This window comes from Rubellimicrobium roseum, from assembly GCF_006152145.1.
Classification (GTDB): Bacteria; Pseudomonadota; Alphaproteobacteria; order Rhodobacterales; family Rhodobacteraceae; genus Rubellimicrobium; species Rubellimicrobium roseum.
The window spans coordinates 75,290-100,857 of sequence record NZ_VDFV01000012.1 but is presented as its reverse complement, the minus strand read 5'-3'; the positions used below and the strand labels follow the sequence as shown (position 1 = coordinate 100,857).

Sequence of the window (25,568 nt, the reverse complement as noted above, 5' to 3'; positions counted from 1 at the left end):
CCCTCCGAAGTCGGGCCGGATGAATCAGCTAAGCCGCTGAAACGCCAGAGCGCTTACAGGTCCTGAGCCTAAGGACATCCAAGGTATCGGTATTGTAAGGGCAATCGATGATGCATCTGAAAAGGTCAGAATACTTTCGGAACATGGAACTTTCAGCTACCCCGTCGAGCGCAGCGTTCTTCGGCGCGACTTTCGCGGCGCTCTCAATAAGTTTGTAAACTTCGATGTGCATGCAAAAACTTCGCCTTCCGGCTCCATTATTTCTGTGGAGACAGGGCGGAGTATCACAGTTCTACAAGAAACTCGGGACCATGACATATACACGAACAGAATAGAGCAGTTGTCCTGTCTAAAAGATGGCTGGAGGAATTGTAAAGGCGTCGCCATCCAGGCCCAAGCTGTGCACTTTGCAAGAGATCTGGGTGGATTTGTAACTGCAATCTACTCTGACGCGGCTGTTTTTCCTACGCTGGAGGGCGGCCTAAATATTGAGATAACTCGCGGCAACATCGAGGCGGTGATAATGATTACTGCGAGATCAATTATGCTTGAGGCATTCGATGACTCGGACGGCGATCCTAGGTCGCAGATATTCTTCGGATTATCGCCGAAACTATTGTCGCATTTAGTTGACCTTGATGACTTTGTGAAGGGAGTGGTGTGAAATTGACTAAAGCGGTCTACAACATTCTTCCCAACGAGCCGATTGATGGCGAGGAGCGCCTTCTTAAGGCGCTGCACCATACAGACTATCATAACGGAAAAATCAATAGTCTTGCGTTCTTCCCTTCCGAGGAGCATAACTTCAAGTTGAGTGTCGATAGGGCAAAGCTGTCGACTCCTAAAGAGACCTATGATCGATATGTGAAGGGTGGAGAGCAATCTAGCGGCGTTTGTGGTGTGCATGCAAGTGATTTCGTAAATGAAGAAATACAATGCAGTACGGATCCTAGCGATGATAACGTAGCTCACTCTCTTGCCGACTTCAGCCCCCATGGTGTCAGTCAGAGAAGGAAAAAGGCGCGTAGATTAGCAGCTATCGCTGTTAATTATGGCTTAGACTACTCGAACATCGCAGCAGACGATTAGCAAAACGGCGCGGCCTACTCGGACCGCGCCGCTCTCATTCCGTCCCGTTATCTCTTCAGGCCGCCCGCGCCACCACCCCCGGCCGCCGCGCCAGTCCCAGCCCGCCGACCGCGACGCCCGCCGCGGCCAGCGCCGCCACCAGCGCCGCCACCAGCGCCATCACGTCCAGCGACGTCCGCCCGTCCGTGAACTCGCCCGCATGGACCTCGGCGATGGCAGGGCTTTCGGGCAGGTAGCGGATCTCGACGCGCTCGCCCACGCGGGCCTCGTCATAGACGGCCTGCGGCACCTCGTGCGCGATGCGGTGCGTCCTCTGCGCGCCGTCCACGGGACCGGAGCGGTAGAGATAGGTCACGCGGGGCAGGGCCTCCGTGCCCTCGGCGGCGGGCTGCCTCTGCACGACATAGGCGCGGGTCGTCACCCCGTGGTCGTCGAGCGCCCGCTCCGTCGCGCCCGCGTCGGTCCAGAGCGTGGCCCCGCCCAAGGCAACGGTGGCCAGCATCAGGGCGGCGAAACCGCCCTTCTTCAAGTAATCGACGATCATTGGAAATCCTCCGTGGACGATGACAGGGGGATGCCACGTCCGGGCGCGCGGCCCCAGTCGGGAATGCCATACCCGGCGGGTGTTGCGCGAATCGGGGGAGGACCGTTCGGTGGTCCTACCATTTGTTAACCTTTGGCGGCGATCCTTCCCTCATGCGCTCCGGGATGTCCTCGGAGCAGGGCCCCCACGCGACGGGCGCAGAAAGGAGGATCGCGCCCATGACCGAACCGAGCCGCCGGACGGAACCCGCCCACGCGTCCCTCCGTTGCTTCGCCGACATCGAAGGGAGATGCCCACATGACCGACGATCCCAAGAAGGACGCCGAGATCGAGGCCCGATTCTGGGCCGCGCTGCGCAAGGACATGACCGTGATGCTGGGCCTGGGGTCCGAGATCGAGTCCCGCCCCATGACCGCCCAGCTCGCGGACGACGACGACCACGGGCCGATCTGGTTCTTCGGGAACACCGAATCCGATCTCGTGGAACATCTGGGGCAGGGCTCCAAGGACGCGAGCTTCCATTTCGTCTCCAAGGGGCACGACGTCTGGGCCACCGTCTCGGGCCAGCTCGCGGTCGACAACAACCGGGCGATGATCGACAAGCTCTGGAACCCCTACGCCGCCGCCTGGTACGAGCACGGCAAGGACGACCCCAAGCTGGCACTGCTGCGCATGGACGTGAGCCACGCCAAGGTCTGGAAGGACGGCTCCTCGCTGGTCGCGGGCTTCCTGTCGATCCTGGGCCGCGATCCCAAGAAGGACTACCAGGACAACGTGGCCGAGGTCAGCCTCCGCTAGGCGTCCGATCCGGCGTCGAGGAACACCCGCACGGCCGCCTCCACCTCTCGGGGACGGTCGGCGTGGACCCAGTGCCCCGCGCCCTTCACCCGCGCGAAGCGGGCGGCCGGGAACAGCGCCTTGATGCGCGCCCGGTGCTCCGGCAGGACATAGGACGACTCCTCGCCCGACAGGAACAGCGTGGGGCCAGGGAACGCGCCCTCGACCTCGGGGAAGCCGATCACGGCGTCCATCGCCGCCTCCAACGCATCGAGGTTGAGCCGCCAGCGTCGCTCCGACAGGTCGAGGCTCTGGAGCAGGAAGGGCGCGATGGCCGGATCGGCGCTCATCTGCGCCTCCGCTTCGCTCCGCGACGTGACATTGGCGAGATCCACCCGCCGCATCGCCTCGATCTGCGGCTGCTGCGTGTGCCCGTAGGCGACCGGCGCGATATCGAGCACCACGAGCTTCCGCACCAGCTCCGGCCGCGTCAGCGCCAGCACCATCGCCGCCTTGCCACCCATGGAATGGCCCATCACGTCCACGGGCGCGCCCTGCGCCTCGATGACCTCGGCCAGATCCGCGGCCATGGCCGGGTAGTCGTGCGACGGATGGTGGAAGCTCTGCCCGTGGTTCCGCATGTCCACGGCCAGCACCTCGCGGCTGTCGGACAGCCGTCTCGCGATCACGCCCCAGTTCCGTGCCGACCCGAACAGGCCGTGGGCGATGAGCAGGGTAGGGTGGTCGGTGGGGGAGCCGTGGCGGACGACGTTCAGCATGAGCGTTGCTCTAGCCCGGACCGGGGGCCGGCTCCAGGGGGTCCGGCGCCACGCCCGCAGGGTGGCGCCGGACGGACGGGCTCAAAGGCCGGGATAGATCGGGAAGCGCTGGCAGAGCGCCTCGACCTCGGCCTTCACCTTGGCCTCGACGGTCGGATCGCCTTGGCCGTCCGTGGCCTTGAGGCCATCGACCACCTCGATGATCCAGCTCCCGACCTGACGGAACTCCGCCTCGCCGAAGCCGCGCGTGGTGGCGGCGGGGCTGCCCAGGCGGACGCCCGAGGTCACGGTGGGCTTCTCGGGGTCGAAGGGCACGCCGTTCTTGTTGCAGGTGATGTGCGCGCGGCCCAGAGCCTGCTCGGTGGCGTTACCCTTCACGCCCTTGGGCCGCAGGTCCACCAGCATCAGGTGCGTGTCGGTCCCGCCCGTGACGATGTCGAGACCGCCCTTCATCAGCTCGTCGGCGAGAGCCTGGGCGTTGGTCACGACCTGCCGCTGGTAGTCCTTGAACGAGGGCTCCAGCGCCTCGCCGAAGGCCACCGCCTTGGCGGCGATGACGTGCATCAGCGGCCCGCCCTGGATGCCGGGGAAGATGGCGGCGTTGACCTTCTTGGCAATGTCCTCGTCGTTGGTGAGGATCATGCCGCCGCGCGGGCCGCGCAGCGTCTTGTGCGTGGTCGTCGTGGCCACATGGGCGTGCGGGAAGGGCGAGGGATAGAGCCCCGCCGCCACAAGGCCCGCGAAGTGGGCCATGTCCACGATCAGGTAGGCACCGACGCTGTCGGCGATCTCGCGCATCCGGGCGAAGTCGATAACGCGGGGAATGGCCGAGCCGCCGGCGATGATGGCCTTCGGGCGGTGCTGCTCGGCGAGTTGCGCGACCTGGTCGTAGTCGAGGAGCGAGTCCTGCCGCCGGACGCCGTACTGGACGGCGTTGAACCACTTGCCCGACTGGTTGGGCTTGGCGCCGTGGGTCAGGTGGCCGCCCGCATCGAGGCTCATGCCCAGGATCGTGTCGCCGGGCTGTAGGAGCGCGGTGTAGACGCCCTGGTTCGCCTGCGACCCGGAGTTGGGCTGCACGTTGGCGAAGCCACAGCCAAAGAGCCGCTTCGCCCGCTCGATGGCGAGGGTCTCCGCGATGTCCACGAACTGGCAGCCGCCGTAGTAGCGCTTGCCCGGATAGCCCTCGGCGTACTTGTTGGTCATCACCGAGCCCTGCGCCTCCAGCACGGCGCGGCTCACGATGTTCTCGGAAGCGATGAGTTCGATCTCGTGGCGCTGGCGGCCAAGCTCCTGCGCGATGGCGGCAGCGATCTCGGGGTCGCGGGCGGCGAGGGAGGTGTCGAAGAAGCCTTGGTCCAGCATCAAGCATCCTTTCGGGCGGGTTGCCGCCTCCTTAGCTCCGCATCTCCTTCGGTGCGAGGCGCAAAACGACGCGCGAGGGCCCGGAGACGCCGCCGATCGGGTGCTTGCCTTTCCGATCGTGCCGGCGGACAACCCCGAGGAAACCTACGGGGGCCCGTCCGGCGCATGACCGCGCTTCGCATCTGCTTCCTGGCGAGCGACGCCCCCATGGCGCGGGACGCGCGTGAGCGACTGTCGACCCGCTACGGCGACGTCCCGCTGGAAGCGGCCGAGGTCATCGTGGCCTTGGGCGGCGACGGCTTCATGCTCCAGACCCTCCACGCGGTGGAGGGGCGGGAGATCCCGGTCTATGGCATGAACCGTGGCACCGTGGGCTTCCTGATGAACGCCTATCGCGAGGGGGACCTACCCGCGCGGCTGGCCCGCGCCGAACATGCGGTCGTCAATCCGCTGCGGATGCGGGCGGCGCCGCTCTCCGGCGAGGTGCAGGAAGCGCTCGCCATCAATGAGGTCTCGCTTCTGCGTGCCGGGCCGCAGGCCGCGAAGCTGCGCGTATCCGTCGACGGCAAGGTGCGGATGGAAGAACTGGTCTGCGACGGCGCCCTGGTGGCGACGCCGGCGGGATCGACGGCCTACAACTACTCGGCGCATGGGCCGATCCTGCCCATCGGGGCCGAGGTCCTGGCGCTGACGGCCATCGCTCCCTTTCGCCCTCGCCGCTGGCGCGGCGCGCTGGTGCCCAAGGATGCCGTGGTCCGCTTCGAGGTGATCGAGGCCGCGAAGCGACCCGTGCGCGCCGACGCCGACTCGCGCCCCGTGCGCGACGTGGCCTGGGTCGAGGTCGCCTCCGAACCCGCCGTGCGGCACCATCTCCTGTTCGATCCTGGCCATGGCCTCGACGAGCGGCTGATCCGCGAGCAGTTCGCGTGACGCTGGCGGTCTACGCGGCCGCGGCGCTCTTGGAGATCGCGGGCTGCTTCGCGGTCTGGGCCTGGGCGCGGGGCGGGGCCTCGGCGCTGTGGCTGGGACCGGGCGTGCTGGCGCTGCTCGGCTTCGCCTGGCTCCTCACACGGTCCGAGGCGGCGTTCGCAGGGCGCGCCTACGCGGCCTATGGGGGCGTCTATGTCGCGGCATCCGTCCTTTGGCTCTGGGCTGTCGAGGGGCAGCGGCCTGATCGGTGGGATCTTGCGGGCGGGGCCTTGGTCCTGGCGGGCGCCGCGCTCATCCTCGGGGGGCCCCGCGGCGGCTGAGGGCTCTGGGATCTTGGTGGCGCGCAGGACGACAGCGGCCGATTGTGACGTCCCAAGAGCCGGGTTCTAGGCCTCGCCCCGCTTGCGCTGCATCGGTCCCGTACCATGCCAAAGCCTGGACGAGGCCGGGACCTGCCAAGGACGGAGAGCGATGACCTTACACCGGCTCCCGCCGGTGCCGCCCGTTCAGCTGTAGTGCTGGACGGGCGTGCCGGCGATGGCGCTCATGTTGAGGAGGCCGCGTGCGGTGATCGCGGGCGTCACGATATGCGCCCGGTTGCCCATGCCCATCAGAATCGGCCCGACCTCCAGCCCCCGGGCCTTGGCCTTGAGGATGTTGCGCACCCCCGAGGCCGCGTCGGTGCCCGCGAAGATCAGGATGTTCGCAGCCCCGTCCAGGCGTCCGTTGGGCAGGAGGCGGGCCCGGATCTCGGGGTCGAGCGCGGCGTCCACATGCATCTCGCCCTCGTAGGCGAACTCGGGCTCGCGCCGGTCCAGAAGCTCCATGGCCGCGCGCATCTTGATCCCGGACGCGGTGTCGAGGTTGCCGAACTGGCTGTGCGAGCAGAGCGCGACCTTGGGTGTCACGCCGAAGCGGCGGGCGTGGCGGGCGGCCCCGATGGCGGCCTCGACCACCTGCTCGGGCGTGGGGTCCGGGTGGACCTGCGTGTCGGCGATGAAGAGCGGGCCGTCCTCCAGAATCATCAGCGACAGCGCGCCCTGGGGCCGCAGGCCGTCGCGGGCGAGGATCTGGCGCACGTAGTTGAGATGCCAGAGGAATTGGCCGTAGGTGCCGCAGATGAGGCTTTCGGCCTCGCCGCGATGGACCATGATCGCGCCGATGGCGGTGGTGTTGGTGCGGATCGTCGTGCGTGCCACCTCGGGCGTGACGCCGCGCCGGGCCATCAGCTCGTGGTAGGTGCCCCAGTAGTCGCGATAGCGGGCATCGGATTCGGGGTTCACCAGCTCGAAGTCGCGGTCGGGGCGGATGGGGAGGCCCAGGCGGCGGCAGCGGACGTCGATGACCTCGGGGCGGCCGATCAGGATCGGCTTGTCGTCGGTCTCTTCCAGCATGGCGGCGGCAGTCCGCAGCACCCGCTCGTCCTCGCCTTCGGCGAAGACGATCCGCCGGGCGGCGTGGCGCGAGGCCTCGAAGACCGGCTTCATGATGAGCGCCGAGCGGAAGACCGAGCCGTCGAGCTGGTCCTTGTAGGCCTTGAGGTCCGCGATGGGCCGGGTGGCGACGCCGGTCTCCATGGCGGCGCGGGCCACGGCGGTGGCGACGACGCCCATGAGGCGCGGGTCGAAGGGCTTGGGGATCAGGTAGTCAGGGCCGAAGGTCATCTCCTCGCCGTGGTAGGCGGCGGCAGCCTCGGCGCTCGTGGTGGCGCGGGCGAGGTCGGCGATGCCCTCGATGCAGGCGATCTTCATCTCGTCGTTGATCGTGGTCGCGCCCGCGTCGAGCGCGCCGCGGAAGATGAAGGGGAAGCAGAGGACGTTGTTGACCTGGTTGGGGAAGTCCGACCGGCCGGTGGCGATGATAGCGCCGGGGGCGGCCTCGCGGGCGAGGTCGGGCAGGATCTCGGGCGTGGGGTTGGCGAGGGCGAAGATGATCGGGCGCTCGGTCATCCGGGCGACCATCTCGGGGGTGAGGACGCCGGGGCCGGACAGTCCGAGGAACATGTCCGCGCCCCCGATCACGTCCAGGAGCGTCGCGGGCGTGGTGCCCTGGGCGTAGGCGGCCTTCTGGGGCGTCATGTCGGCCTCGCGGCCGTGGTGGACGAGGCCGTGGAGGTCGCAGAGCCAGACGTTCTCGCGCCGGACGCCCAGCTTGAGCAGCATGTCGAGGCAGGCGATCCCGGCCGCGCCGCCGCCCGTGGAGACGACCTTGATGTCCTCGAACCGCTTGCCTAGGACCCGCAGGGCGTTGGTGGTGGCGGCGCCGACGACGATGGCGGTGCCGTGCTGGTCGTCGTGGAAGACGGGGATGTTCATCCGCTCGCGGCAGATCCGCTCGACCGTGAAGCAGTCGGGGGCCTTGATGTCTTCGAGGTTGATCGCGCCGAAGGTGGGCTCCAGGGCGCAGACGATGTCGGCGAGCTTCTCGGGGTCGGACTCGTTCAGCTCGATGTCGAAGCAGTCGATGTTGGCAAACTTCTTGAAGAGGACGGCCTTGCCCTCCATCACCGGCTTGGATGCGAGCGCCCCGATGTTGCCCAGGCCCAGCACGGCGGTGCCGTTCGACACCACCGCCACGAGATTGCCGCGCGCGGTGTAGTCGCGGGCCGTCTGCGGGTCGGCGCGGATCTCCAGGCAGGCTTCGGCCACGCCGGGGGAATAGGCGCGGGCGAGGTCGCGGCCGTTGGCCAGCGGCTTGGTCGCGCGGATCTCCAGCTTTCCGGGCCGGGGCAGCCGGTGGTAGTCGAGCGCGGCCTGGCGGAGCGCCTCCTTGCCGTCGTCGGGGACCCTTTTGCCGTCGTCGGGCATGCTGCCCCTCCCTGCCTCGTTTTCGCCGGTTTAGGCCTGAAGCGCGGGGCTTGCAAACGGGCCGTGGCCCCCGCAGGCTTCGGCCCATCATGACCCAGATGACCGAGATCCGCGCCGAGGCGCGACTGCCCACCACCGACCTTCGGGCGGACCTGCCGTTCTTCAGCAAGGTGCTGCGGATGCGGCTCGACATGATCTATCCGGCGGACGACCCGGCGGTGGCCGTGTTCTCGGGGCACGGGCTGCGGGTGCGGCTGGAGCAGAAGCCGGGCGAGCCGGGGGTGCTGCGGCTCCTGACCGACGACGCGGGCTTCGCGGGCGGCGAGCGGGCGCTGGTGTCGCCGGGAGGCACGCGGGTCGAGGTCGATGAGCTGAACCCGCCGCTGGTGCTGCCCGCGACCGAGCACGCCTTTGTCGTGCGGCGGCTGGCGGATCAGGCGCCCTGGGTGATCGGCCGGGCCGGGATGCAGTATCGCGACCTCGTGCCGTCGCGGCTGGGGGGCGCGATGATCGCCTCGCACATCCGCATCCCCGACGGGGGGCCGGTGCCGGACATGGTGCATTTCCACAAGGTGGGCTTCCAGCTCATCTTCTGCATCCGGGGCTGGGTGGATGTCCTCTACGAGGACCAGGGCGGGCTACGGCGGCTGAATGCGGGGGACTGCTTCATCCAGCCGCCGCGCATCCGGCACCGGGTGGTAGAGGCGAGCGACGGGATCGAGGTCATCGAGATCGGCGTCCCGGCCGAGCACGTCACCGAGATCGACCACGAGATGACGCTGCCGACGCCGGTCGAGCGGCCCGAGCGGGAATGGGACGGGCAGCGCTTCGTCCACAACCGGGCCGAAGGGGCCGAGTGGCGGCCCTTCCGGCTGGCGGGCTACGAGGCGCGCGACACCACGATCGCGGAGGCGACCAGGGGCGTCGCGGGGGTGATGGTCGTGCGGCCGGGCGCGGGCGAGCCCGAATGGGTGGCGCATGACGGGGACATCCTGTTCGGCTTCGTCATCAAGGGCGGCTTCACGCTGGAGGGGGAGGGCAAGGAGCCCTTCGGCCTGACGGCGGGCGACGCCTTCGTGATCCCGCCGGGGATGGCGACGAGATGGGCCGGGCCCTCGGCGGACCTGGAGATCCTGGAGGTGAGCCTGCCCGGACGCTTTGCCACGCGCGCGGCGGAGTAGATATCCGGGCGGTCACGCCTGCGCCTGGGGGCACGCGGGCGTCGGACCCGGAGGCCGCGCCGGGGAGGCCAGTCCCAGGGCGCGGAGGGCGCGTCCACGACGCGCGGCGGCTGGCCGGGGCTCCGGGGGAGCTGTGCCAGTGGGGCGCGATGCCTGACCGGACGGGGCACCGGACTCTCTCCGGAGGTGCTGCCGCTCGTCCCGCCCCCTAAAGAGCCTCTCGCCCGGGGGAACCGGTCCCGGACATGGACGACGCTCACGAGCCGCATGGGCACCCGCCATCCAAGGGCAGCCCGGGAGGGGAGCGGCCTTCCCGTGCCCCCCGGCCCCGGTCGCGGCCCTGCACCCGTGCGGGTGGTCCGGGGGCCGGCGTCGGGGCGGAAGGTGCCGCTCCTGATCTCGTGGAGAGGAGCGTCGCAGGACGAGGTTAACGGTTCGTTGCACCACCGCGCGGTGGTCCCCCGATTCGCGCAACACCCCCGTGGCGAAGGGACGGGCGCGGTGGGCGCCCGTCTTGGGAGAGGCATCGGGAGGGGCGCCCCGAGACCGGCGGGACCCGGACCGCATGGCGGAGCGATCCGTCGCGCGCGAGGAATCCTGCCCGATGGGCGAGATTTTCATGGACAGGGTCCGCCTCGCTGTGGCTTGGAGAAGGCAGGAGACGACAGGAGGGACCAGCCATGTGCCAGATCTTTTCCGGCCAGCCACCCGAGAACTACGAGCCCGTCACCCGCCGGCTTCGGCTTCATGGACATTCCACCAGCATCCGCCTGGAGCGCAGCTTCTGGCAGATCCTTGACCGCATGGCCGCGCGCGAAGGGGTGACGACCCCGGCCTTCGTGTCGCGGCTGCACGACGAGGTGCTGGCGATCCACGGGCAGGCCCCGAACTTCGCCTCGCTCCTGCGCTGCGCCTGCCTCGTGGAGGCCAGCCGCGACGCCTACGAGCCCGTCTACGCCATGGCGGCCGAGTAGGTCACAAATCGGTCATGTAGTAGCACTCTACTACCTCGGCCCCTCCGATCTCGCGCAGGCTGCGCAGGAAGTCCGAACGGACGAGACGAGGAGGAGGGCCGGTTGGCCAAGGCGATCCATTCCATGATCCGCGTGCTGGACGAGGCGCGCTCGGTCGAGTTCTACGAGAAGGCCTTCGGGCTGACGATCGATACCCGGCTCGACTTCGAGACGTTCACGCTGGTCTACCTGCGCAGCCCCGACGCCGATTTCGAGGTCGAGCTGACGGTCAACAAGGACCGCACGGAACCCTACAACCTGGGCGACGGCTACGGGCACATCGCCTTCGTGGTGGACGACCTGGAGGCCGAGCACGCGCGGATGACCGAGGCGGGCCTGGGGCCCCGCAAGCTCGTGAGCTTCTCGCCCGACGGGGGCGAGCCCATCGCGCGCTTCTTCTTTGTCGCCGACCCGGACGGCTACCAGATCGAGGTCCTGCAGAAGGCCGGCCGCTACCGCTGAACGAACATATCCGAATGATCTGAGGGAGGAGATCATGACGACCACAACCCCTCGCGGCCTTTCGCGCCGCGAGCTGATCTCGCGCAGCCTGGTGGCGGGCGGGAGCTTCCTTGTGGGGACGAGCTGGGTGACCGGCCAGTCCGCCGCCTGGGCCGTCGAGGTGACGGCCTTGAGGCCCGAGACCATGGCCACGCTGGTGCAGATGGCGCGGGACATCTACCCGCACGACCGCATCGCGGACGAGTTCTACGTCGTGGCCGTCAAGGGCTACGACACCGCCGAGCAGGCCGGGATGGTCGAGGCCGGGATCGCCGCGCTGGACGCCGCGGCGCAGGGCAAGGGGCACGCCAGCTATCTGGGCGCCGGTTGGGAACGGGACCGGGTCGAGATCCTGCGCGGGATGGAGGAAAGCCCCTTCTTCCAGACGGTGCGGGGGGGCCTTGTCACGGGCCTGTACAACCAGAAGGCCATCTGGCCGCTCTTCGGCTACGAGGGCGAGAGCTTCAGCTTGGGCGGCTACATCGACCGCGGCTTCAACGACATCAACTGGCTCTGACGCGGGGAGGCGTTCGACATGGTTGCGAAGTACGACCTGAACGACGACAGCGTCGTCGTCATCATCGGCACCGGCGCGGGGGGCGGGACGCTCGCCAACGAGCTGGCGCAGAAGGGCATCAAGGTGGTGGCGCTGGAGGCCGGCGGCCGCTACCTGCCGCAGGACTACATCAACGACGAATGGGACAGCTTCGGGCAGCTCGCGTGGCTGGACACCCGGACGACGAGCGGCGACTGGCGGGTGGCGCGCGACTTCTCGGGCCTGCCCGCGTGGATCGTGAAGGCGGTGGGCGGCACGACGACCCACTGGGCGGGCGCGTCGCTGCGGTTCCAGCCGCACGAATGGAAGGCGCTGACGAACTACGGCCGCGTGGACGGGGCCAACCTGATCGACTGGCCCATCGACGCCGAGGAGATGGACCCCTGGTACACGCTCGCCGAGGCGAAGATGGGCGTGACGCGCACCAACGGCCTGCCGGGGCTGCCGGGCAACAACAACTACCTCGTGCTGGAGAAGGGCGCGCAGGCGGTGGGCTACAAGGAGGTCCACACCGGGCGCATGGCGATCAACTCGATCGACTACGGCGACCGGATGTCCTGCCAGCAGACGGGCTTCTGCTTCCAGGGCTGCAAGTGGGGCGCCAAGTGGTCCACCGCCTACACCGAGATCCCGCTGGGCGAGGAGACGGGCAACCTGGAGGTGCGCGAGCGGGTGCATGTCGCGCGCATCGAGCATGACGACGCGGGCAAGGTCACGGGCGTCGTGTATTTCGACGCGGAGGGGCAGGAGCAGCGGCAGGCGGCGCGGATCGTCTGCGTGGCAGGGAATTCGATCGAGTCGCCCCGGCTTCTGCTGAACTCGGCCTCGGCGATGTTCCCGGACGGGCTCGCCAACTCCAGTGGCCAAGTCGGGCGCAACTACATGCGGCACGTCACGGGGTCGGTTTACGGCGTGTTCGACAAGCCGGTGAAGATGTGGCGCGGCACGACCATGGCCGGGATCGTCCAGGACGAGGCGCGGCACGACCCGTCGCGCGGGTTCGTCGGCGGCTTCGAGCTGGAGACGCTGAGCCTGGGCCTGCCCTTCATGGCGGCGTTCCTGAACCCCGGCGGCTGGGGGCGGGAGTTCACGTCGGCGCTCGACAGCTACGAGCGGATGGCGGGGATGTGGATCGTCGGCGAGGACATGCCGCAGGAGACGAACCGCATCACGGTCAACGCCGACGTGCTGGACCAGTACGGGCTGCCCACGCCGAACGTGCATTTCGACGACCACCCGAACGACGTGGCCATGCGCGATTATGCGTATGCGCGCGGGCGGGCGATCTACGAGGCGGTGGGGGCCACGCAGACCTATCCGACGCCGCCCTATCCCTCGACGCACAACCTCGGGACCAACCGGATGTCCGAGAACCCCCGCGACGGGGTGGTGAACCGCTGGGGGCAGACGCACGACATCGCCAACCTGTTCGTGTCGGACGGGTCGCAGTTCACCACGGGCGCGGCGGAGAACCCGACGCTGACCATCGTGGCGCTGGCGATCCGGCAGGCGGACCACATCGCTCGCGAGATGGCGGCCGGAATGATCTGATCCCCTGCCCAGGGGTCGGGTCCGAGAGGGGGAGCGGGGTGCCGCTTCCCCTTTTTCATGTCCGGTTCGGTCAGCCCGGCCGCGTGACCACGATCGCGCCGCGCTCGGTCGCCACGACGGTGTGCTCGTACTGCACGACCGGGGCGGGGGGCTGGCCGTAGAGGGTCCAGCCGTCGTCGCCTTCCTGCGCCCAGATCCCGCCCCTGGACAGGAAGGGCTCGACCGTCAGCACGAGGCCCTTGTGCATCCGTCGCCGGTCGCCGCGCGTGGGCCAGGTCGGAACTTCGCCGGGCTCCTCGTGGAGGGCGCGGCCGACGCCGTGGCTGGCGAGGTTGCGGATCAGGGTGTAGCCGCGCTCGGAGGCGAAGCGGCCGATGGCGGCGCCGATCCCGGCCAGCGGCCTGTCGTGGCCCACCTGCGCGATGCCGATCTGGAGCGCCCGCTGGCCGTCCCGGCACAGCCGGTCGAGCGAGGGGAGGACGGGCGGCACGCGGAAGGTGGCCCCGGTGTCGGCGAAGAAGCCGTCGCGCGAGGCCGAGACGTCGATGTTCACGAGATCGCCCGCCGCGACGATCCGGTCACCGGGGATGCCATGCGCGACCTCCTCGTTCACGCTGATGCAGGTGGCGCCAGGAAAGCCGTAGGTCGCCTCGGGCGCGGGGGTCGCGCCCTCGCGCTCGAGGAAGGCGCGGCCAATCCCGTCCAGCTCGCGCGTGGTCATGCCGGGCTCCAGGGCCTTGGCCATCGCCTGCATCGTGTTGGCCACGATGCGGCCGATCTCCTTGAGGCCGTCGAGCTCGTCTTCGTGGGTGATGGTCATGCCGGGCCTCGGGGGAGCGTGCGGGAGGGCCCGGCCTTAGCACCGACCACGCGCCTTGTCGCGCGGAATGAGAAAAAGGGGGACGCGGTCGCCCGCGCCCCCCTTGCCGTGTCCGGTCCCGGTCGGGGCCCTACAGTCCCTCGGCCCAGGAGGCGCGGGCGGCGCGGTTGGCCTCGCGCACGAGGTCGCCCGCGTATTTCAGGAGGCCGTGGCCGTCGAGGACGCCGTTGATCTCGCCCATCGAGGTTTCGTCCTCGGGGTCGTTGCCGGCGTCGCGGGTCTGGGTCAGGACGTAGCCCCCGCGCAGGACGGGCATCGCGCCCATGATGCGGATGAGCTCCGACAGCTCCTCGGCCCAGGTCTCGGGGTCGCGGTGGATGCGGCCATAGGCGAAGACGCCCTTGGAGGGGCGGTTCAGGAGCGCGCGGCCCCCCACCTCGGACAGCACGAAGGGCGTGCGGCCGTCGTAGCTGTAGCCGTTGGGGTGGAAGACGTGCCGGGGATTCTTGCCCCAGACGCCGGGCTCGGGCCATTGCGGGATGCGGCCGTAAAGGGACTTCACCCGCGCGTTGTCGGCGTATTCGTGGATGTTGAACATCAGCCGGTTGGGGTCGAGCCGGTTCTGGATCTGCCCGTTCCGGCGGGTGGTCACGCAGCGCCAGCCGTCGTTGGCGGCGTAGGGCATGCCGGGAGGCGCGATGGATTCGGTCAGCTCGCCCAGTTCGTACTGGAAGGTCTCGCGGTCCTCGTGCGTGGCGTCCACCTCGTGGTGCTTGTGCTCCAGGAGGCCCCAGTCCTCGTTGCCGGCGACGAGGAAGAACACCGACGGGTGGTTCCAGGCATAGGCCGACACGATCCGCCGCCACTGGTCGAGCGCGGAGGCGCGGTCCTCGGCGTCCATGAGGTTGCGGCCCGAGGGCAGCTCGATCGACAGCCAGTAGCCCATCTTGTCCGCGAGCCAGAGGTCGCGGTGGCGGGGCGTGGTCTGGTGCCGCCGCTCTCCGTTGAAGCCCTGGTCGAGCGTGTGCTCGTAGTCGGTGAGCGTGTGCTTGTCGGTGGGCGTGTAGAGCGTGTCGGGGTAGATCGCCTGGTTAAGGAGGCCCTGGAGGAAGAAGGGCTCGCCGTTCAGCCGGTAGTAGCCGTCCTGCATGACGAAGTCGCGGAAGCCCGCGTAGGTCTCGATCTCGTCGACCTTGCGGCCGCGCGCGTCAAGGAGCGTGAGAGTGCCGAAGTAGAGGTTCGGGCAGGCGGGCGACCAGGGGCGCACGTCCTCGACGCGGCCCGCGAGCGTGACGCGGCCGTCCTCGACGGGCGCGCGCAGCAGGAGGCCGCCGCCGTCCTCGTGCCAGAGGCGGAGGATCACGGAATGGCCGGCGGCCGCGCCCGCGATCTCGACGTCGGCGGACAGATCGCCGGAGGCGCGGGCGGTCAGGCGGATGTCGCCGAGGCGCACGTCGCCCGCGTGCTCGATCCAGGCGGACTTCCACAGGCCCGACATGTTGCCGTAGAAGATCGCGCCCTCGCGGGGCTCGCGCTCCTGCTTGCCCGACAGGATCGCGCGGGAGCGGGAGGAGTCGGTCACGTCCACCTCCAGCTTGTGGAGCATGGTCGTGTCGTCGAGCAGGCCCTGCCGCAGCACCGAGCGGGGCACGAAGACCGAGCAGGGGTCCCAGGCGCCCACATGGCGCGCCAGGAGGACGCCGTTCACCCGCACCTCGGCCGTGTGATCCACGCCCTCCAGATGCAGCACCGCGCCGGTCCAGGCGAAGGGCAGCTCGAAGGTCGTGGCGTAGCGCAGGTGCACCTCGCCCTCGGGGATCACGATATTGTTAACCTTCGCCTGCGGCGGGAAGGGAACCATCACGGGCTGTGCGGGTTCTCCATTCACCGAAAGGGCCCATACCCCGTCCAGGGGGAGTGTCTCGCGCCGCAAGCGCGCGGGATTGGGAGCCGTGTCCCGAGAGAGGACCGGCAGTGGGGAAAGACCGAAGTCCAGGGCCTGGGTCTTCATGGTGCGCCTCGCTCCTGCAGGGACCGGAGTCCCCGACCGCTTCTTCCGCGGCGGTTTGTTGTCCGATTGTACCCTATTATGGGTCTAATTGTGGATAATTTGGGGCAGCGTTTCCGTCCGCTGACTTATGTGACCACCCCGCAACGGCGGCGTGCCCTGGTCTGGTTCTGCGGTCTCCGGCATTTGTCCGGGTTCAGGACCAATCGCTGATTGGCGCCGCCCGGCGTGCACTTAGACGCGACAATCGCGTCCGTCGAGAGACTTTCTTTCGCCGCTGCTGACAGTTCCCTCACGACTTCGTGGGCGTGGTGCGCGGACCACAGCGGGCGTGGCGAAGCCGGATCGGGGGCTATGGAACCTGGGGTCACGGCGGGTCCTCCGGGGACGCTTTCCGGGAATGGATATAGGCGATCCCCAGGGTTCGCGCAGCGGTTCCGAGCGCCCGGCCGATCACGCTTCGCTGTGCTCGGCTTCGTGGTCCTCGATGCGGTCGAGCACTGCCTCCGGTGAGACGTTCTCCTCGATCTCCTCCATCTCGGGGTCGGCCCTGCTGTGCACGTCCAGCCGCTCGGCGATGGCGGCGACCAGCGTGGCGAGGCGGGTGATCTCGTGTTCGGCCAGGAGGCTGATCTGGAGGTCCAGGTCGGCCCGCTTGTCGGCGGCGGCCTGCATCCGGTTCTGGCTGATGAGCACGAAGGTGGACAGGAAGATCGCCTCGACCGATGCCCACATGGCCAGCACCACGAAGGATTCGTCCCAGCGCGGCACCCCCGGCACCCAGCCCAGGTTCGCCACGATCCAGAAGCCGAAGAAGGCGAGGTGGAGGTAGACGAAGAGCATCGAGCCCGTGAAGCGGGTGATGGCCTCGGCGGCGCGCGCCTGAAGGCTGGCCGTGGCCTCCTCCTGCCGGCGGCGCTCGGCCAGGATGCGGATGTTGCGTTCGAGGACCGAACTGAGGCCCGGCGGGTGCGGCGGCGGATGCGTCGGGCGGGAGGCGGTGGGCGAGGCGGTCATGCGGGGTCTTTCTGGTCGGCGTCGGAATCCGGCTACTCTCAACCGCCCGCCGTCCGGGCTGTTCCCGTCCGGGAACGGGCCCGCGCCCGGCGCCGTTGAGGGCGGCCATTCCGGAGTCCGACCGATGCGACCCTTCGTCCGTCCCCCCGTCCTGCCCGTCCCGGCATGACCGGCCTCCCGGTCTGGGCGGCGGCGGGCGCCTGGGGCCTGCTGGGCGGATCGGCGCTGGTGCTGGGGGCGGCGGTGGCCTACCTCGTCCGCCTGCCCGCGCGGGTGACGGCCGGGATCATGGCCTTCGGCTGCGGGGTGCTGGTCTCGGCGGTGGCCTATGACCTGATCCTTGAGGGCGTGGAGCTGGCGAGCCTGCGCCCGGTCGTGCTGGGGGCCCTGGCGGGCTCGCTGGCCTACACGGCCGCGAACTGGCTCGTGTCGCATGGGGGGCTGTCGGTGGCCGGGCGGCACCGCAAGCGCTCGGGCGGCCAGCAGATGGACGCGGCGCAGGGCGGGGCGCTCGCCATCGCCGTGGGCTCGCTGCTCGACGGGCTGCCCGAATCGGTGGTGCTGGGCGTGGGGCTCCTGGACGGGCAGGGGGTGAGCCCGGGGGTGCTGGCGGCGATCCTGCTGTCCAACCTGCCCGAGGGCCTGTCGAGCGCGGCGGGCATGCGCAGGGCGGGACGCGGCCCGGCCTATGTCTTCGGGCTCTGGGGCGGCATCGCGGTCCTGTCCGGGGCCGCCGCGGCGCTGGGGGCGGGGCTTCTGGGCGGGGCGGGCCCCGAGGTCGTCGCCGGGGTGCGCGCGCTGGCGGCCGGGGCGCTGCTCACCATGGTCGCCGACACGATGATCCCCGAGGCGGTCGAGGGGGAGAAGGGCCTCGCGGGGCTCTTCGTGGTGCTGGGGCTCCTGACGGCGCTGGGGCTGTCGCAGGGGCTTGAAGGCTGAAGCAGGCGGCGCGATGACCTCGGCCGGGTGGCTGGCCGTCCTTGCGGCACCGATGCCGGTTCCTGTGGGGGCTCCGGGGAACGGCCCAAAGCGTCCGGCTGTCGGTCGCGCAGGTTTCGCGTGTGGCGCCGCGAGGGGGCGAGCCGCGCGGCGGCTGGTCTTCGCTCTCGCCATGGCGCTGCACTCCGTGGTGGCGGGCCATGGCCCGAATGAACACCACGAGGCGCTTCAGCTCTCGTCGTTGGGGATGTTGAGGAGGGTGCCGCAGGCCTTGCAGTGAACGGCGTCGGGGTCGTGCCGCAGGAGCCCGCAGGTGGGGCAGCCGAAGCGGACCTTGCTGGGCCGGAAGAGCACCTGCGCCAGCCGCAGGAACAGCGTCACCCCGAAGATCATGATGAGCACGGTGAGCATCCGCCCCGTGGTGCCGGGCAGCGTGATGTCGCCGAAGCCCGTCGTCGTCAGCGCCGTCACCGTGAAGTAGAGCGCGTCGGCGTAGTTGCCGATCTCGGGGTTCGTCCGGTGCTGCGTCTCGTAGACGATGGCCGTCATCACGAAGATGAACACGCCGAGGTTCGCCACCGCGAGGATCACCTCCTCGTTGCGGCTGATCGGGTGGTGCGGGTCGCGGATGTCGTTCAGCAGCGTGTAGGTGTGCAGGATGCGCAGCGTCCGCAGCACACGCAGGAAGCCCCCCGCTTCGCCCGTGAGGGGGGCGAGGAACGAGACGATGGCCACGATGTCGGTCCAGGTGGACAGCCGCAGGAACTCGCGCGGGCGGTTCCGGCTGATGGCGAGGCGGGCCAGGAGATCGAGCAGGATGACGACGCCCAGAACGGCGTCGACGATCTCGACGCTCACCCCCCGCTCGCTGAAGGAGGTGGCGACGATGAAGACCACCGTGGCGATGTCGAAGGCGAGGAGCCAGGTCCGGAAGCGCTGCGCCCGGTCGGAATGGCCTTCGTAGAGTTCGCGCAGCAGGGGGATCATGCGGGCGAACCTAGCGTGTCGTGGCCACGCCGTCAGGTGCCCGTCGCCGCGACGAGCCGCGCGGGCGCGCGCAGGGCATGGGCCAGCTCGCGCGCCCGCGCCCGTCCGGTGTGGCCCGCCAGCACCCGCGCGCGAGCGGCCCGGCCCATGGCCTGCCGCTCGGGCTCGGGCAGGGCGAGGGCGGCCAGCACGTCCTCGGGGCCGGAAGCGATGCGGATGGAGCCGGGCGCGGGCAGCAGGTCCGTGAGGCCGCGCCAGTCGTCCGAGACGATGGGCGTGCCGCAGGCGGCGGCCTCGAAGAGCCGGACGGAGGGCGACCAGCCCATGCGGCGCATGGCGGCGCGGGTGACGTTCAGCGTGAAGCGCTGCGCGTTGTAGAAGGCGGCGTGGTCGGCGGGGGGCAGGTGCTCGATCCGCTCCACGTTCGCGGGCCAGTCGATGTGGGCCGGATACTGCGGCCCGGCGACCACGAAGCGGAGGTCGGGGCGGCGGCGGGCGGGCTCGAGGAGCAGCGCCTCGAGCGTGGGCTGGCGGTCGTCGCTGTAGGTGCCGAGGTAGCCCAGGTCCCAGCGCTTGGGGGCCAGGGGATCGGGCGCGTAGGCGGTGGGATCGACCGAGCAGTAGAGCGCCTCGGCCCGGCGCGCGCCGCGCCGCTGTTCGAGGTGGTCGAGCACTTCGCCGCCGGAGAAGGAGAAGTAGAGGTCGAAAAGCGGGATCTGCCGGGCGGCCAGATATTCCTCGTGGCCCGCGTCGAGCCCCGCGAGCGTCACCGGCGTGTCGATGTCGTAGAAGGCGAGCTGGCGCAGGTCCATCACGGCGAGCCGGTCGATGAGGCGGATGCCGTCGGGGACGTAGGAGCCGACGATCACCGCGTCGGCCATGCGCAGGCGCGGCGCGAAGCGGGCGAGCATCGCGTCCAGGTCGTCGTAGAGGACCAGCTCGCAGAAGTCCGGGTCGGGCAGGTCGCGGTGCGCGCCCGCGTACCAGGGCATGTCGCGTTCGAGGAAGAGGACGCGGTGCCCCTCGGCCGCGAGCCCGCGCAGGAGCGCGCGGAAGGTGGTGGCGTGACCGTTGCCCCAGGCCGAGGACAGCGAAAGCCCGAGGAGGACGATGTCGAGCGGGCGGGTCACGCGGCGGCCCCCTGGCGGGCGGCGTGGGCCTGGAACAGCGCGTCGGCCTGCTCGGCGCGCTGGTCGTAGGTGTGGTGGGCGAGGACGCGGGCCAGCGCCGCCTGCCCGATGGCGCGGGCGCGGTCGGGGCTGACCGTGCGGACGGCCTCGGCCACGTCCTGGCCGTCGCGGGCGACCAGCACCTCCTCGTCGGGTTGCAGGAACAGCTCGATCCCCTCCCAGGCGTCGGTCACGAGGCAGGCCCCGGCGCCGGCGGCCTCGAAGACGCGGGTGGCGGGGGAGAAGCCGTTCACCGCCATGCTGTCGCGGGCGACGTTGAGGACCATGCGGGGCGAGCAGTTGAGCGCGTTGTGGTCGGCCGTGGGGACGTGGCCCAGTTTCTGGACGTTCGCGGGCATGGCGACGTCGTGCCAGCCGTTGCCCCCCAGGATGAAGCGTTGATCGGGTAGGAGCCCGGCCGCGCGGGTGAAGAACTCGGCCACGCGTTCGTCGCGGTCGGGGAGGCGGTTGCCGAGGAAGGCCAGGTCGCAGGCGAAGCGCGGTTCCGGCGCAACGGGGTGGTGGGTCGAGGGGTCGAGCGCGTTGTAGACCGGCACGCAGGCGCGCGCGCCGAACGCCCGATACTGCTCGACCACCGGGTCGCCGCCGCCGTAGGTCAGGACCATGTCGAGGTCGGGGAGCCAGCGGCGCAGGGCGTGGTCGGGGGCCTGCCGGATCTCGCCCAGCGTGTGGGGGGCGTCCACGTCCCAGAAGATCCGCAGCGCGCCGGGGCGGGCGGCGGTCATGACCTCGGACAGGATCAGGTCGTCCTCGAAGCCCACGCCCGAGGCCTTGACCACGATGTCGTAGCGGGCGGCCTCGGCGGCGACCTTCCTCAGCGCCTCGACGGTGCCGTCGTAGACGACGACGCGGGCCCAGTCGGGCGGGTCGATGTCGCGGTTCTTCTGCCGGTCCCAGACGTCGGGCTCGTAGAAGGTGGTCTGGTAGCCCCGCCGCGCGAGCGCCCGGATGATCCCCCGGTAGTAGGTCGCCGCCCCGTTCCAATAGGCCGAGAGCAGCGAAGAGCCGTAGAAGGCGATGGTCTTGGTCATGCGGTCTTCCTTGAGGGCGCGCGGAGCCGGGCGAGGATGTCGAGTAGCTCGTCCACCCGGTGGCGGCAGGTGTGGCGGGCCCGGATGGTCTGGAGCCCCCGCGCCGCCTGCTCGGCCCGCATCGCGGGGTCGTTCACCAGCGCGCTCAGGTGGGTGCGCATCTCTTCGCCGTCCCTGGCCCAGAGGAAGTCGCCGGGGCGGAACAGCCCCTCGGCGTCGTCCCAGGGGGCCGAGACGAGGGGGATGCCGCAGGCCAGCGCCTCGAAGGGGCGGATGGTCGGGATGCCGGGGAGCTGTTCCACGTAGGGGCGCCGGGGGACGTGGACGGTCACGCGGTGGCGGGCGAAGGCGCGGGGCACCTCGGCGTTGGGGAGCCAGCCGCCATAGGCGATGCCCGCCTCGCGCAGCGTGGCGAGCGCGTGGTCGGGGTAGCGGACGCCCCGGATGGTGGTGCGGAGGCGGAGGTCGCGGGCGGGCTGGATCAGGAACTCGTGCAGCTCGGCGGTGCGCTCGTCGTCGCCCCAGTTGCCGATCCAGACGAGGTCGCCCTCCTCGGGCTCCTCCATCGGGTGGAACAGGGCGTCGTCGGCGGCCTCGTGCCAGGTGAAGACCTGACGGCCCCAGCCGGCCTTGAGGTAGCGTTCGCGCAGCGCCTCTCCGAAGGCGAGGATGCCGTCGTAGCCGGACAGGTCCATCGCCCCGATCTCGCCCGAGGCGGAGACGGCGCGGTGGTGGGTGTCGTGGAACAGGAGCGTGAAACGGCCGCCGCGCTTGCGGGCCGCGCCGATGCGGGCGACGAGCGCGGGCTCGCTCCATTCGTGGACGATCACCACGTCGGCGGCGTCCAGCGCGGCCTCGTGGTCGAAGTCGTCCGCGTAGATCGTGGTCGAGAGGCCGGGAAAGTCGCGGTGGAAGGCGTCGATCGCCTCGGGGCCGCGCTCGGCCAGCAGGTTCTCGCGGCTCCAGGCGCCCGCGGGCTCCAGCGCCAAAGTCTCGTGGCCCCGCCGGTCGAGGTCGCGCATCACGCCGCGCAGGAAATGCGCGTTGCCGTGGTTCCAGTCCGAGATCAGCGAATGGGTGTAGAAGAGAAAACGCATCTCACCTCGGGGCGGCGGCTTGGGGGGACACGGGGTGGCGGACGAGGTCGGCGTAGAGCCGGAGCATCCGGGCGGCCTGCGCCTCGGGCGTGAAGCGGCCCGAGCGGAGCTGCGCGGCCTCGCCCAGGTCCTGCCGCCGGGCGGGGTCGCAGGCCAGCTCGTCGAGCGTGACGGCCAGCGCCTCGGGGTCGCGGGGCGGCACGAAGACGGCCGCGTCGGACCACAGCTCGCGGAAGGTGGGGATGTCGGACAGCACGAGCGGCAGGCCCAGCCGCGCGGCCTCGGCCACGGCGAGGCCGAAGGGCTCGTAGAGCGAGGGGGATACGAAGATCGCGGCGCGGCTCATGACCGAGACGACCTCGGCATGGGACCTCTCGCCTTCGGCGATGGCGTGAGAAGGGGCGAAATGCGCGCCGTTGGGCCCCTGCAGCGGACCCAGGAGGTGGATCGGCCAGTTGGCGTGCTCGGCGGCGGCATCGAGCGTCGCGCCGCCCTTGCCTTCGTCCCACCAGCGGCCGGCGGCCACGACGAAGGGCTCGGTCCCCGGCGTGCCGCGCGGGGCGGCGGTGCCGTTGGGGACGACCGTGAGACGCGGCAGCGGCCCGTAGCAGGTCGAAAGCGCGGCGGCGTGGGCGCGGGATGGCGCGACCACGGCCTCGGCGCGGGCCAGCCCACGGGCGTTCAGGGTCTTGTGCCATTCCCAGCCGGGGGGCGGGCCGCCCCCGCGCACCGCGCGGAACCAGGTCGGGACGCAGGAATGCGACACGGCCAGCACGGGGCGCTCCGTCTCCAGCCCCGCGGCCTGGGTGGGCAGGTTGAGGTGGAGCAGGTCCACCCCTTCGGACCGTGCGGTGCGGGCGATGGTCTCCGGCACGGCCGCCAGCGCGCTGGCGTCGGGCGCAAGCCAGTCCAGCGGCGCGTCGGACCAGAGAAGCGGCCCGAGGGCTGCGGCCTCGGCGCGCTGGGCGCGGGAGGGGGACGGGCCGAAGCCCAGGAACACCGTCTCCACGCCCTGCGGGGCGAGAGCGCGCGCGAGGTCCACCGCGTAGCGCCAGACGCCGCCCACGGCGTCGAGCGTCTGGAGGACCCGCAGGCGCCCGCTCATGCGCGGATGCGCTCGGGGACCGGGCGGACCCGGTGGGCGCGCAGCCATGCCGCGAGATCCGCCAGCCCCTCGCGCCAGGGGATCGTCGCCTGCCAGCCGGTTTCGGCCGACAGGCGCCGGGCGTCGGCCACGAACCAGTGCTGGTCGCCGGGCCGCCAGTCGCCGTGGGACACGGAGAGGGGACGGCCCACGAGGCGTTCGATCTCGCGCAGGACGGCGAGGAGGCTCACGGCGTTGCGCGGGCCGCCCCCGAGGTTGAAGGCGCGGCCCGACAGGCGGTCGATGTTCGCCAGGACGGAGCGGTAGGCGGCCACGGCGTCCGAGACGTGGAGGATGTCGCGCACCTGCTTGCCGTCGCCGTAGAGCGTGATCGGCTCGCCCTGAAGCGCGCGGATCAGGAAATGGGCGACCCAGCCCTGGTCCTCGGTCCCGAACTGGCGGGGGCCATAGATGCAGCTCATCCGCAGGACGGCGGTGGGAAGCCCGTAGGACTTGGCGTAGTCCAGCACGTACTGGTCGGCGACGCCCTTGGAGCAGCCGTAGGGCGTGCGGAAGTCGAGGGGCTGGCCTTCGGGCACGCCATGGGCGCGCAGGGGTTCGTCGGCGGGGAGGTGGCGGTCGGCGGCCTCGGCCATCTCCATCGCTTCCAGGCAGCCGTAGACCTTGTTGGTCGAGGCGAAGAGGACGGGCACGCGCCGACCCGTCGCGCGCACGGCCTCCAGGAGGTCGATCGTGCCGCGCGCGTTCACCTCGAAGTCGTCGATCGGGTCCGCCATGCTGGTGGTAACGGCGGTCTGGGCGGCGAGGTGGATCACGGCCGAGGCGTCGCGCGCGGCCTCGCGCAGGGCCGCCCGGTCGCGCAGGTCGGCGCGCAGGGGATGGATCCGCGCCCCGTGGCGGGCGCGCAGCCAGTCGAGGTTCTGCTCCACGCCGGGGCGGCTCAGGTTGTCCAGCACGATGACCTCGTGCCCGTCCGCGAGCAGGCTGTCGGCGAGGTTGGAGCCGATGAAGCCCGAGCCCCCCGTGACGAGGACCGGCCCGGTCACGACACGAGTCCCTTGGCTTCCAGCTCGCGCCGCATCTCGGCGCCCCGGTCGATCACCGCCTCGCCGCGCACCCAGTCGACGAACTCGGTCAGCGAATCCTCCAGCCGGTGCCCGGGCTCGAAGCCCAGGAGCGCGCGGGCCTTGGAGATGTCGGCGAAGCAGTTGCGGATGTCGCCCGAGCGAGACTTGTGCAGGATCTCGGGGCCGAGATGCGGCAGGTTCATCGCCCCCGCGAGGAGCCGCGCCACGCCCGAGATCGTGTAGGCCTGCCCCGAGCCGATGTTGAACAGCTCGCCCGCGGCCTCGGGCTTCTCGTAGGCGAGGCGGAAGGCGCGGGCCACGTCGCGCACGTGAACGAAGTCGCGCCGCTGCTCGCCGTCCTCGAAGATCGTCGGGCGCTGGCCCGAGGCGAGGCGCGAGGCGAAGTTCGCGAGGACCCCCGTGTAGGGGTTGGACAGCGCCTGCCCGGCGCCGAAGACGTTGAAGAGCCGCAGCGCCACGGCAGGCACGTCGTAGGCCTCGCCGAAGATCAGGACCTCGCGCTCCTGCGCGTACTTGGTCAGGGCGTAGATCGAGGCGAGGTCGACGCGCTTGCGCTCGTCGGTGGCGATGGGGGCCAGCGGCTCGCCCGCGAGGTCGGTCGGGTTCCAGAGCCCGGCCTTGATGTCGGCGGGGCGGCGGCGGACGGTCTCGACCAGCGAGCCGTCGGGGCGGGCGTAGTAGCCCTCGCCGTAGACGCTCATGGAGGAGGCCACGACGATGCGGCCCACGGGGTGGTCGAGCATCGCCTCCAGCAGGATGGCGGTCCCGAGGTCGTTGGCGCCCACGTAGCGGGCGATCTCGTACATGGACTGGCCCACGCCCACCTCGGCGGCGAGGTGGATCACCCCGTCGCAGCCCCGCAGCGCGGGCCGGAGCCGGTCGGCGTCGCGCATGTCGCCGCGCACCACCTCGGCGCCTTCGGGCAGCGCGACCTGCGTCCCGCCATGCACCTGGTCGATCAGGGCGTCGTAGAGGCGCACCTCGTAGCCGTGGTCCAGCAGCTCCTGGGCGACGTGCCGCCCGATGAAGCCGCATCCGCCGGTGATGAGCACCTTGGTCATGAAGTCTCCGCCGTTGCCCGGTTCGCATTCGTCGAGCGGCAACGTCCCTCATCTACAAAGGTTCCCGGAGATGTGAGCAGCGGTGCGGACCGCGGCGATTCCGCCATGCTGTCCGGGTGTTGCAGGGTGTCC

The 25,568-nt window shown here is 70.2% G+C and carries 24 protein-coding genes; 10 read left to right on the top strand and 14 right to left on the bottom strand.

What is annotated here, in order from left to right:
* Nucleotides 1-660 precede the first annotated feature (660 nt).
* Nucleotides 661-1,089, top strand: a complete 429-nt coding sequence (locus FHG71_RS10970; RefSeq protein WP_139081718.1) for a hypothetical protein — start codon at nt 661-663, stop codon at nt 1,087-1,089.
* A gap of 55 nt (nt 1,090-1,144) precedes the next feature.
* Here the strand turns inward: FHG71_RS10970 and FHG71_RS10965 are convergent, their stop codons facing one another.
* Nucleotides 1,145-1,633 carry a DUF3592 domain-containing protein gene (locus FHG71_RS10965; protein WP_139081717.1) on the bottom strand — a complete coding sequence of 163 codons (489 nt, stop codon included), beginning with the start codon at nt 1,631-1,633 and terminating at the stop codon, nt 1,145-1,147.
* Nucleotides 1,634-1,930: 297 nt separating this feature from the next.
* Here FHG71_RS10965 and FHG71_RS10960 point away from each other — a divergent pair, with 297 nt between their 5' ends.
* On the top strand, nt 1,931-2,431 hold the full coding sequence (locus tag FHG71_RS10960; RefSeq protein WP_139081716.1) for a pyridoxamine 5'-phosphate oxidase family protein: 501 nt from the start codon (nt 1,931-1,933) through the stop codon (nt 2,429-2,431).
* Here FHG71_RS10960 and FHG71_RS10955 read toward each other — a convergent pair.
* Nucleotides 2,428-3,189: an alpha/beta fold hydrolase gene (locus FHG71_RS10955; protein WP_139081715.1), complete on the bottom strand. Its 762-nt coding sequence runs from the start codon at nt 3,187-3,189 to the stop codon at nt 2,428-2,430. The genes FHG71_RS10960 and FHG71_RS10955 overlap by 4 nt on opposite strands.
* Nucleotides 3,190-3,270: 81 nt before the next feature.
* On the bottom strand, nt 3,271-4,554 hold the full coding sequence (glyA, locus tag FHG71_RS10950; protein WP_139081714.1) for a serine hydroxymethyltransferase: 1,284 nt from the start codon (nt 4,552-4,554) through the stop codon (nt 3,271-3,273).
* Between the two features lie 165 nt (nt 4,555-4,719).
* Here glyA and FHG71_RS10945 point away from each other — a divergent pair, with 165 nt between their 5' ends.
* Entirely contained in the window at nt 4,720-5,484 is a 765-nt protein-coding gene (locus tag FHG71_RS10945) for an NAD kinase (protein WP_139081713.1), read from the top strand.
* Nucleotides 5,481-5,804: a YnfA family protein gene (locus FHG71_RS10940; protein WP_139081712.1), complete on the top strand. Its 324-nt coding sequence runs from the start codon at nt 5,481-5,483 to the stop codon at nt 5,802-5,804. Before FHG71_RS10945 ends, FHG71_RS10940 begins: the two co-directional genes overlap by 4 nt.
* A gap of 186 nt (nt 5,805-5,990) precedes the next feature.
* Here FHG71_RS10940 and FHG71_RS10935 read toward each other — a convergent pair whose 3' ends face one another.
* The gene (locus tag FHG71_RS10935; protein WP_139081711.1) at nt 5,991-8,291 is read right to left on the bottom strand and encodes an NADP-dependent malic enzyme; all 2,301 of its coding nucleotides are present in this window, start codon (nt 8,289-8,291) and stop codon (nt 5,991-5,993) included.
* Nucleotides 8,292-8,380: 89 nt separating this feature from the next.
* Here FHG71_RS10935 and FHG71_RS10930 point away from each other — a divergent pair, with 89 nt between their 5' ends.
* The 5 genes from FHG71_RS10930 to FHG71_RS10910 all read left to right on the top strand — a co-directional run bounded on the left by FHG71_RS10930 (nt 8,381) and on the right by FHG71_RS10910 (nt 13,093).
* Entirely contained in the window at nt 8,381-9,472 is a 1,092-nt protein-coding gene (locus tag FHG71_RS10930; RefSeq protein ID WP_425467345.1) for a cupin domain-containing protein, read from the top strand.
* Between the two features lie 680 nt (nt 9,473-10,152).
* The gene (locus FHG71_RS10925; RefSeq protein WP_139081710.1) at nt 10,153-10,446 is read left to right on the top strand and encodes a ribbon-helix-helix domain-containing protein; all 294 of its coding nucleotides are present in this window, start codon (nt 10,153-10,155) and stop codon (nt 10,444-10,446) included.
* Between the two features lie 102 nt (nt 10,447-10,548).
* Nucleotides 10,549-10,947, top strand: a complete 399-nt coding sequence (locus tag FHG71_RS10920; RefSeq protein ID WP_139081709.1) for a VOC family protein — start codon at nt 10,549-10,551, stop codon at nt 10,945-10,947.
* Nucleotides 10,948-10,981: 34 nt separating this feature from the next.
* Nucleotides 10,982-11,503: a Twin-arginine translocation pathway signal gene (locus tag FHG71_RS10915; RefSeq protein WP_139081708.1), complete on the top strand. Its 522-nt coding sequence runs from the start codon at nt 10,982-10,984 to the stop codon at nt 11,501-11,503.
* 18 nt (nt 11,504-11,521) lie between these two features.
* On the top strand, nt 11,522-13,093 hold the full coding sequence (locus FHG71_RS10910) for a GMC family oxidoreductase (RefSeq protein WP_139081707.1): 1,572 nt from the start codon (nt 11,522-11,524) through the stop codon (nt 13,091-13,093).
* A 70-nt stretch (nt 13,094-13,163) separates the two neighbouring features.
* Here FHG71_RS10910 and map read toward each other — a convergent pair whose 3' ends face one another.
* The 3 genes from map to FHG71_RS10895 all read right to left on the bottom strand — a co-directional run bounded on the left by map (nt 13,164) and on the right by FHG71_RS10895 (nt 16,938).
* On the bottom strand, nt 13,164-13,913 hold the full coding sequence (gene map, locus FHG71_RS10905) for a type I methionyl aminopeptidase (RefSeq protein WP_139081706.1): 750 nt from the start codon (nt 13,911-13,913) through the stop codon (nt 13,164-13,166).
* 130 nt (nt 13,914-14,043) lie between these two features.
* Nucleotides 14,044-15,774 carry a glycoside hydrolase family 2 protein gene (locus FHG71_RS10900; protein WP_246045423.1) on the bottom strand — a complete coding sequence of 577 codons (1,731 nt, stop codon included), beginning with the start codon at nt 15,772-15,774 and terminating at the stop codon, nt 14,044-14,046.
* Between the two features lie 600 nt (nt 15,775-16,374).
* On the bottom strand, nt 16,375-16,938 hold the full coding sequence (locus tag FHG71_RS10895; RefSeq protein WP_139081704.1) for a DUF1003 domain-containing protein: 564 nt from the start codon (nt 16,936-16,938) through the stop codon (nt 16,375-16,377).
* Between the two features lie 165 nt (nt 16,939-17,103).
* On the opposite strand from FHG71_RS10895, the gene FHG71_RS10890 reads away from it, so the two are divergent.
* Entirely contained in the window at nt 17,104-17,877 is a 774-nt protein-coding gene (locus tag FHG71_RS10890) for a ZIP family metal transporter (RefSeq protein WP_139081703.1), read from the top strand.
* 228 nt (nt 17,878-18,105) lie between these two features.
* On the opposite strand, the gene FHG71_RS10885 is transcribed toward FHG71_RS10890, so the two are convergent.
* The 7 genes from FHG71_RS10885 to FHG71_RS23975 are packed head-to-tail and all read right to left on the bottom strand — an operon-like array spanning nt 18,106 to nt 25,436.
* Nucleotides 18,106-18,864 (bottom strand): potassium channel family protein, encoded by a 759-nt coding sequence (locus FHG71_RS10885; RefSeq protein ID WP_176559375.1) that lies wholly within the window; start codon nt 18,862-18,864, stop codon nt 18,106-18,108.
* A gap of 32 nt (nt 18,865-18,896) precedes the next feature.
* On the bottom strand, nt 18,897-19,994 hold the full coding sequence (locus tag FHG71_RS10880; RefSeq protein ID WP_139081702.1) for a CgeB family protein: 1,098 nt from the start codon (nt 19,992-19,994) through the stop codon (nt 18,897-18,899).
* Nucleotides 19,991-21,085, bottom strand: coding sequence for a CgeB family protein (locus FHG71_RS10875; RefSeq protein ID WP_139081701.1), 1,095 nt, complete (start codon nt 21,083-21,085; stop codon nt 19,991-19,993). Before FHG71_RS10875 ends, FHG71_RS10880 begins: the two co-directional genes overlap by 4 nt.
* Nucleotides 21,082-22,182, bottom strand: coding sequence for a CgeB family protein (locus FHG71_RS10870; RefSeq protein WP_139081700.1), 1,101 nt, complete (start codon nt 22,180-22,182; stop codon nt 21,082-21,084). The genes FHG71_RS10875 and FHG71_RS10870 overlap by 4 nt, the downstream gene beginning before the upstream one ends.
* Before the next feature lies 1 nt (nt 22,183).
* Nucleotides 22,184-23,287, bottom strand: a complete 1,104-nt coding sequence (locus FHG71_RS10865) for a glycosyltransferase family 4 protein (RefSeq protein ID WP_139081699.1) — start codon at nt 23,285-23,287, stop codon at nt 22,184-22,186.
* Nucleotides 23,284-24,333, bottom strand: a complete 1,050-nt coding sequence (locus FHG71_RS23980; RefSeq protein ID WP_246045421.1) for an SDR family NAD(P)-dependent oxidoreductase — start codon at nt 24,331-24,333, stop codon at nt 23,284-23,286. The genes FHG71_RS10865 and FHG71_RS23980 overlap by 4 nt, the downstream gene beginning before the upstream one ends.
* Nucleotides 24,330-25,436: an NAD-dependent epimerase/dehydratase family protein gene (locus FHG71_RS23975; protein ID WP_218014079.1), complete on the bottom strand. Its 1,107-nt coding sequence runs from the start codon at nt 25,434-25,436 to the stop codon at nt 24,330-24,332. Before FHG71_RS23975 ends, FHG71_RS23980 begins: the two co-directional genes overlap by 4 nt.
* Nucleotides 25,437-25,568 lie beyond the last annotated feature (132 nt).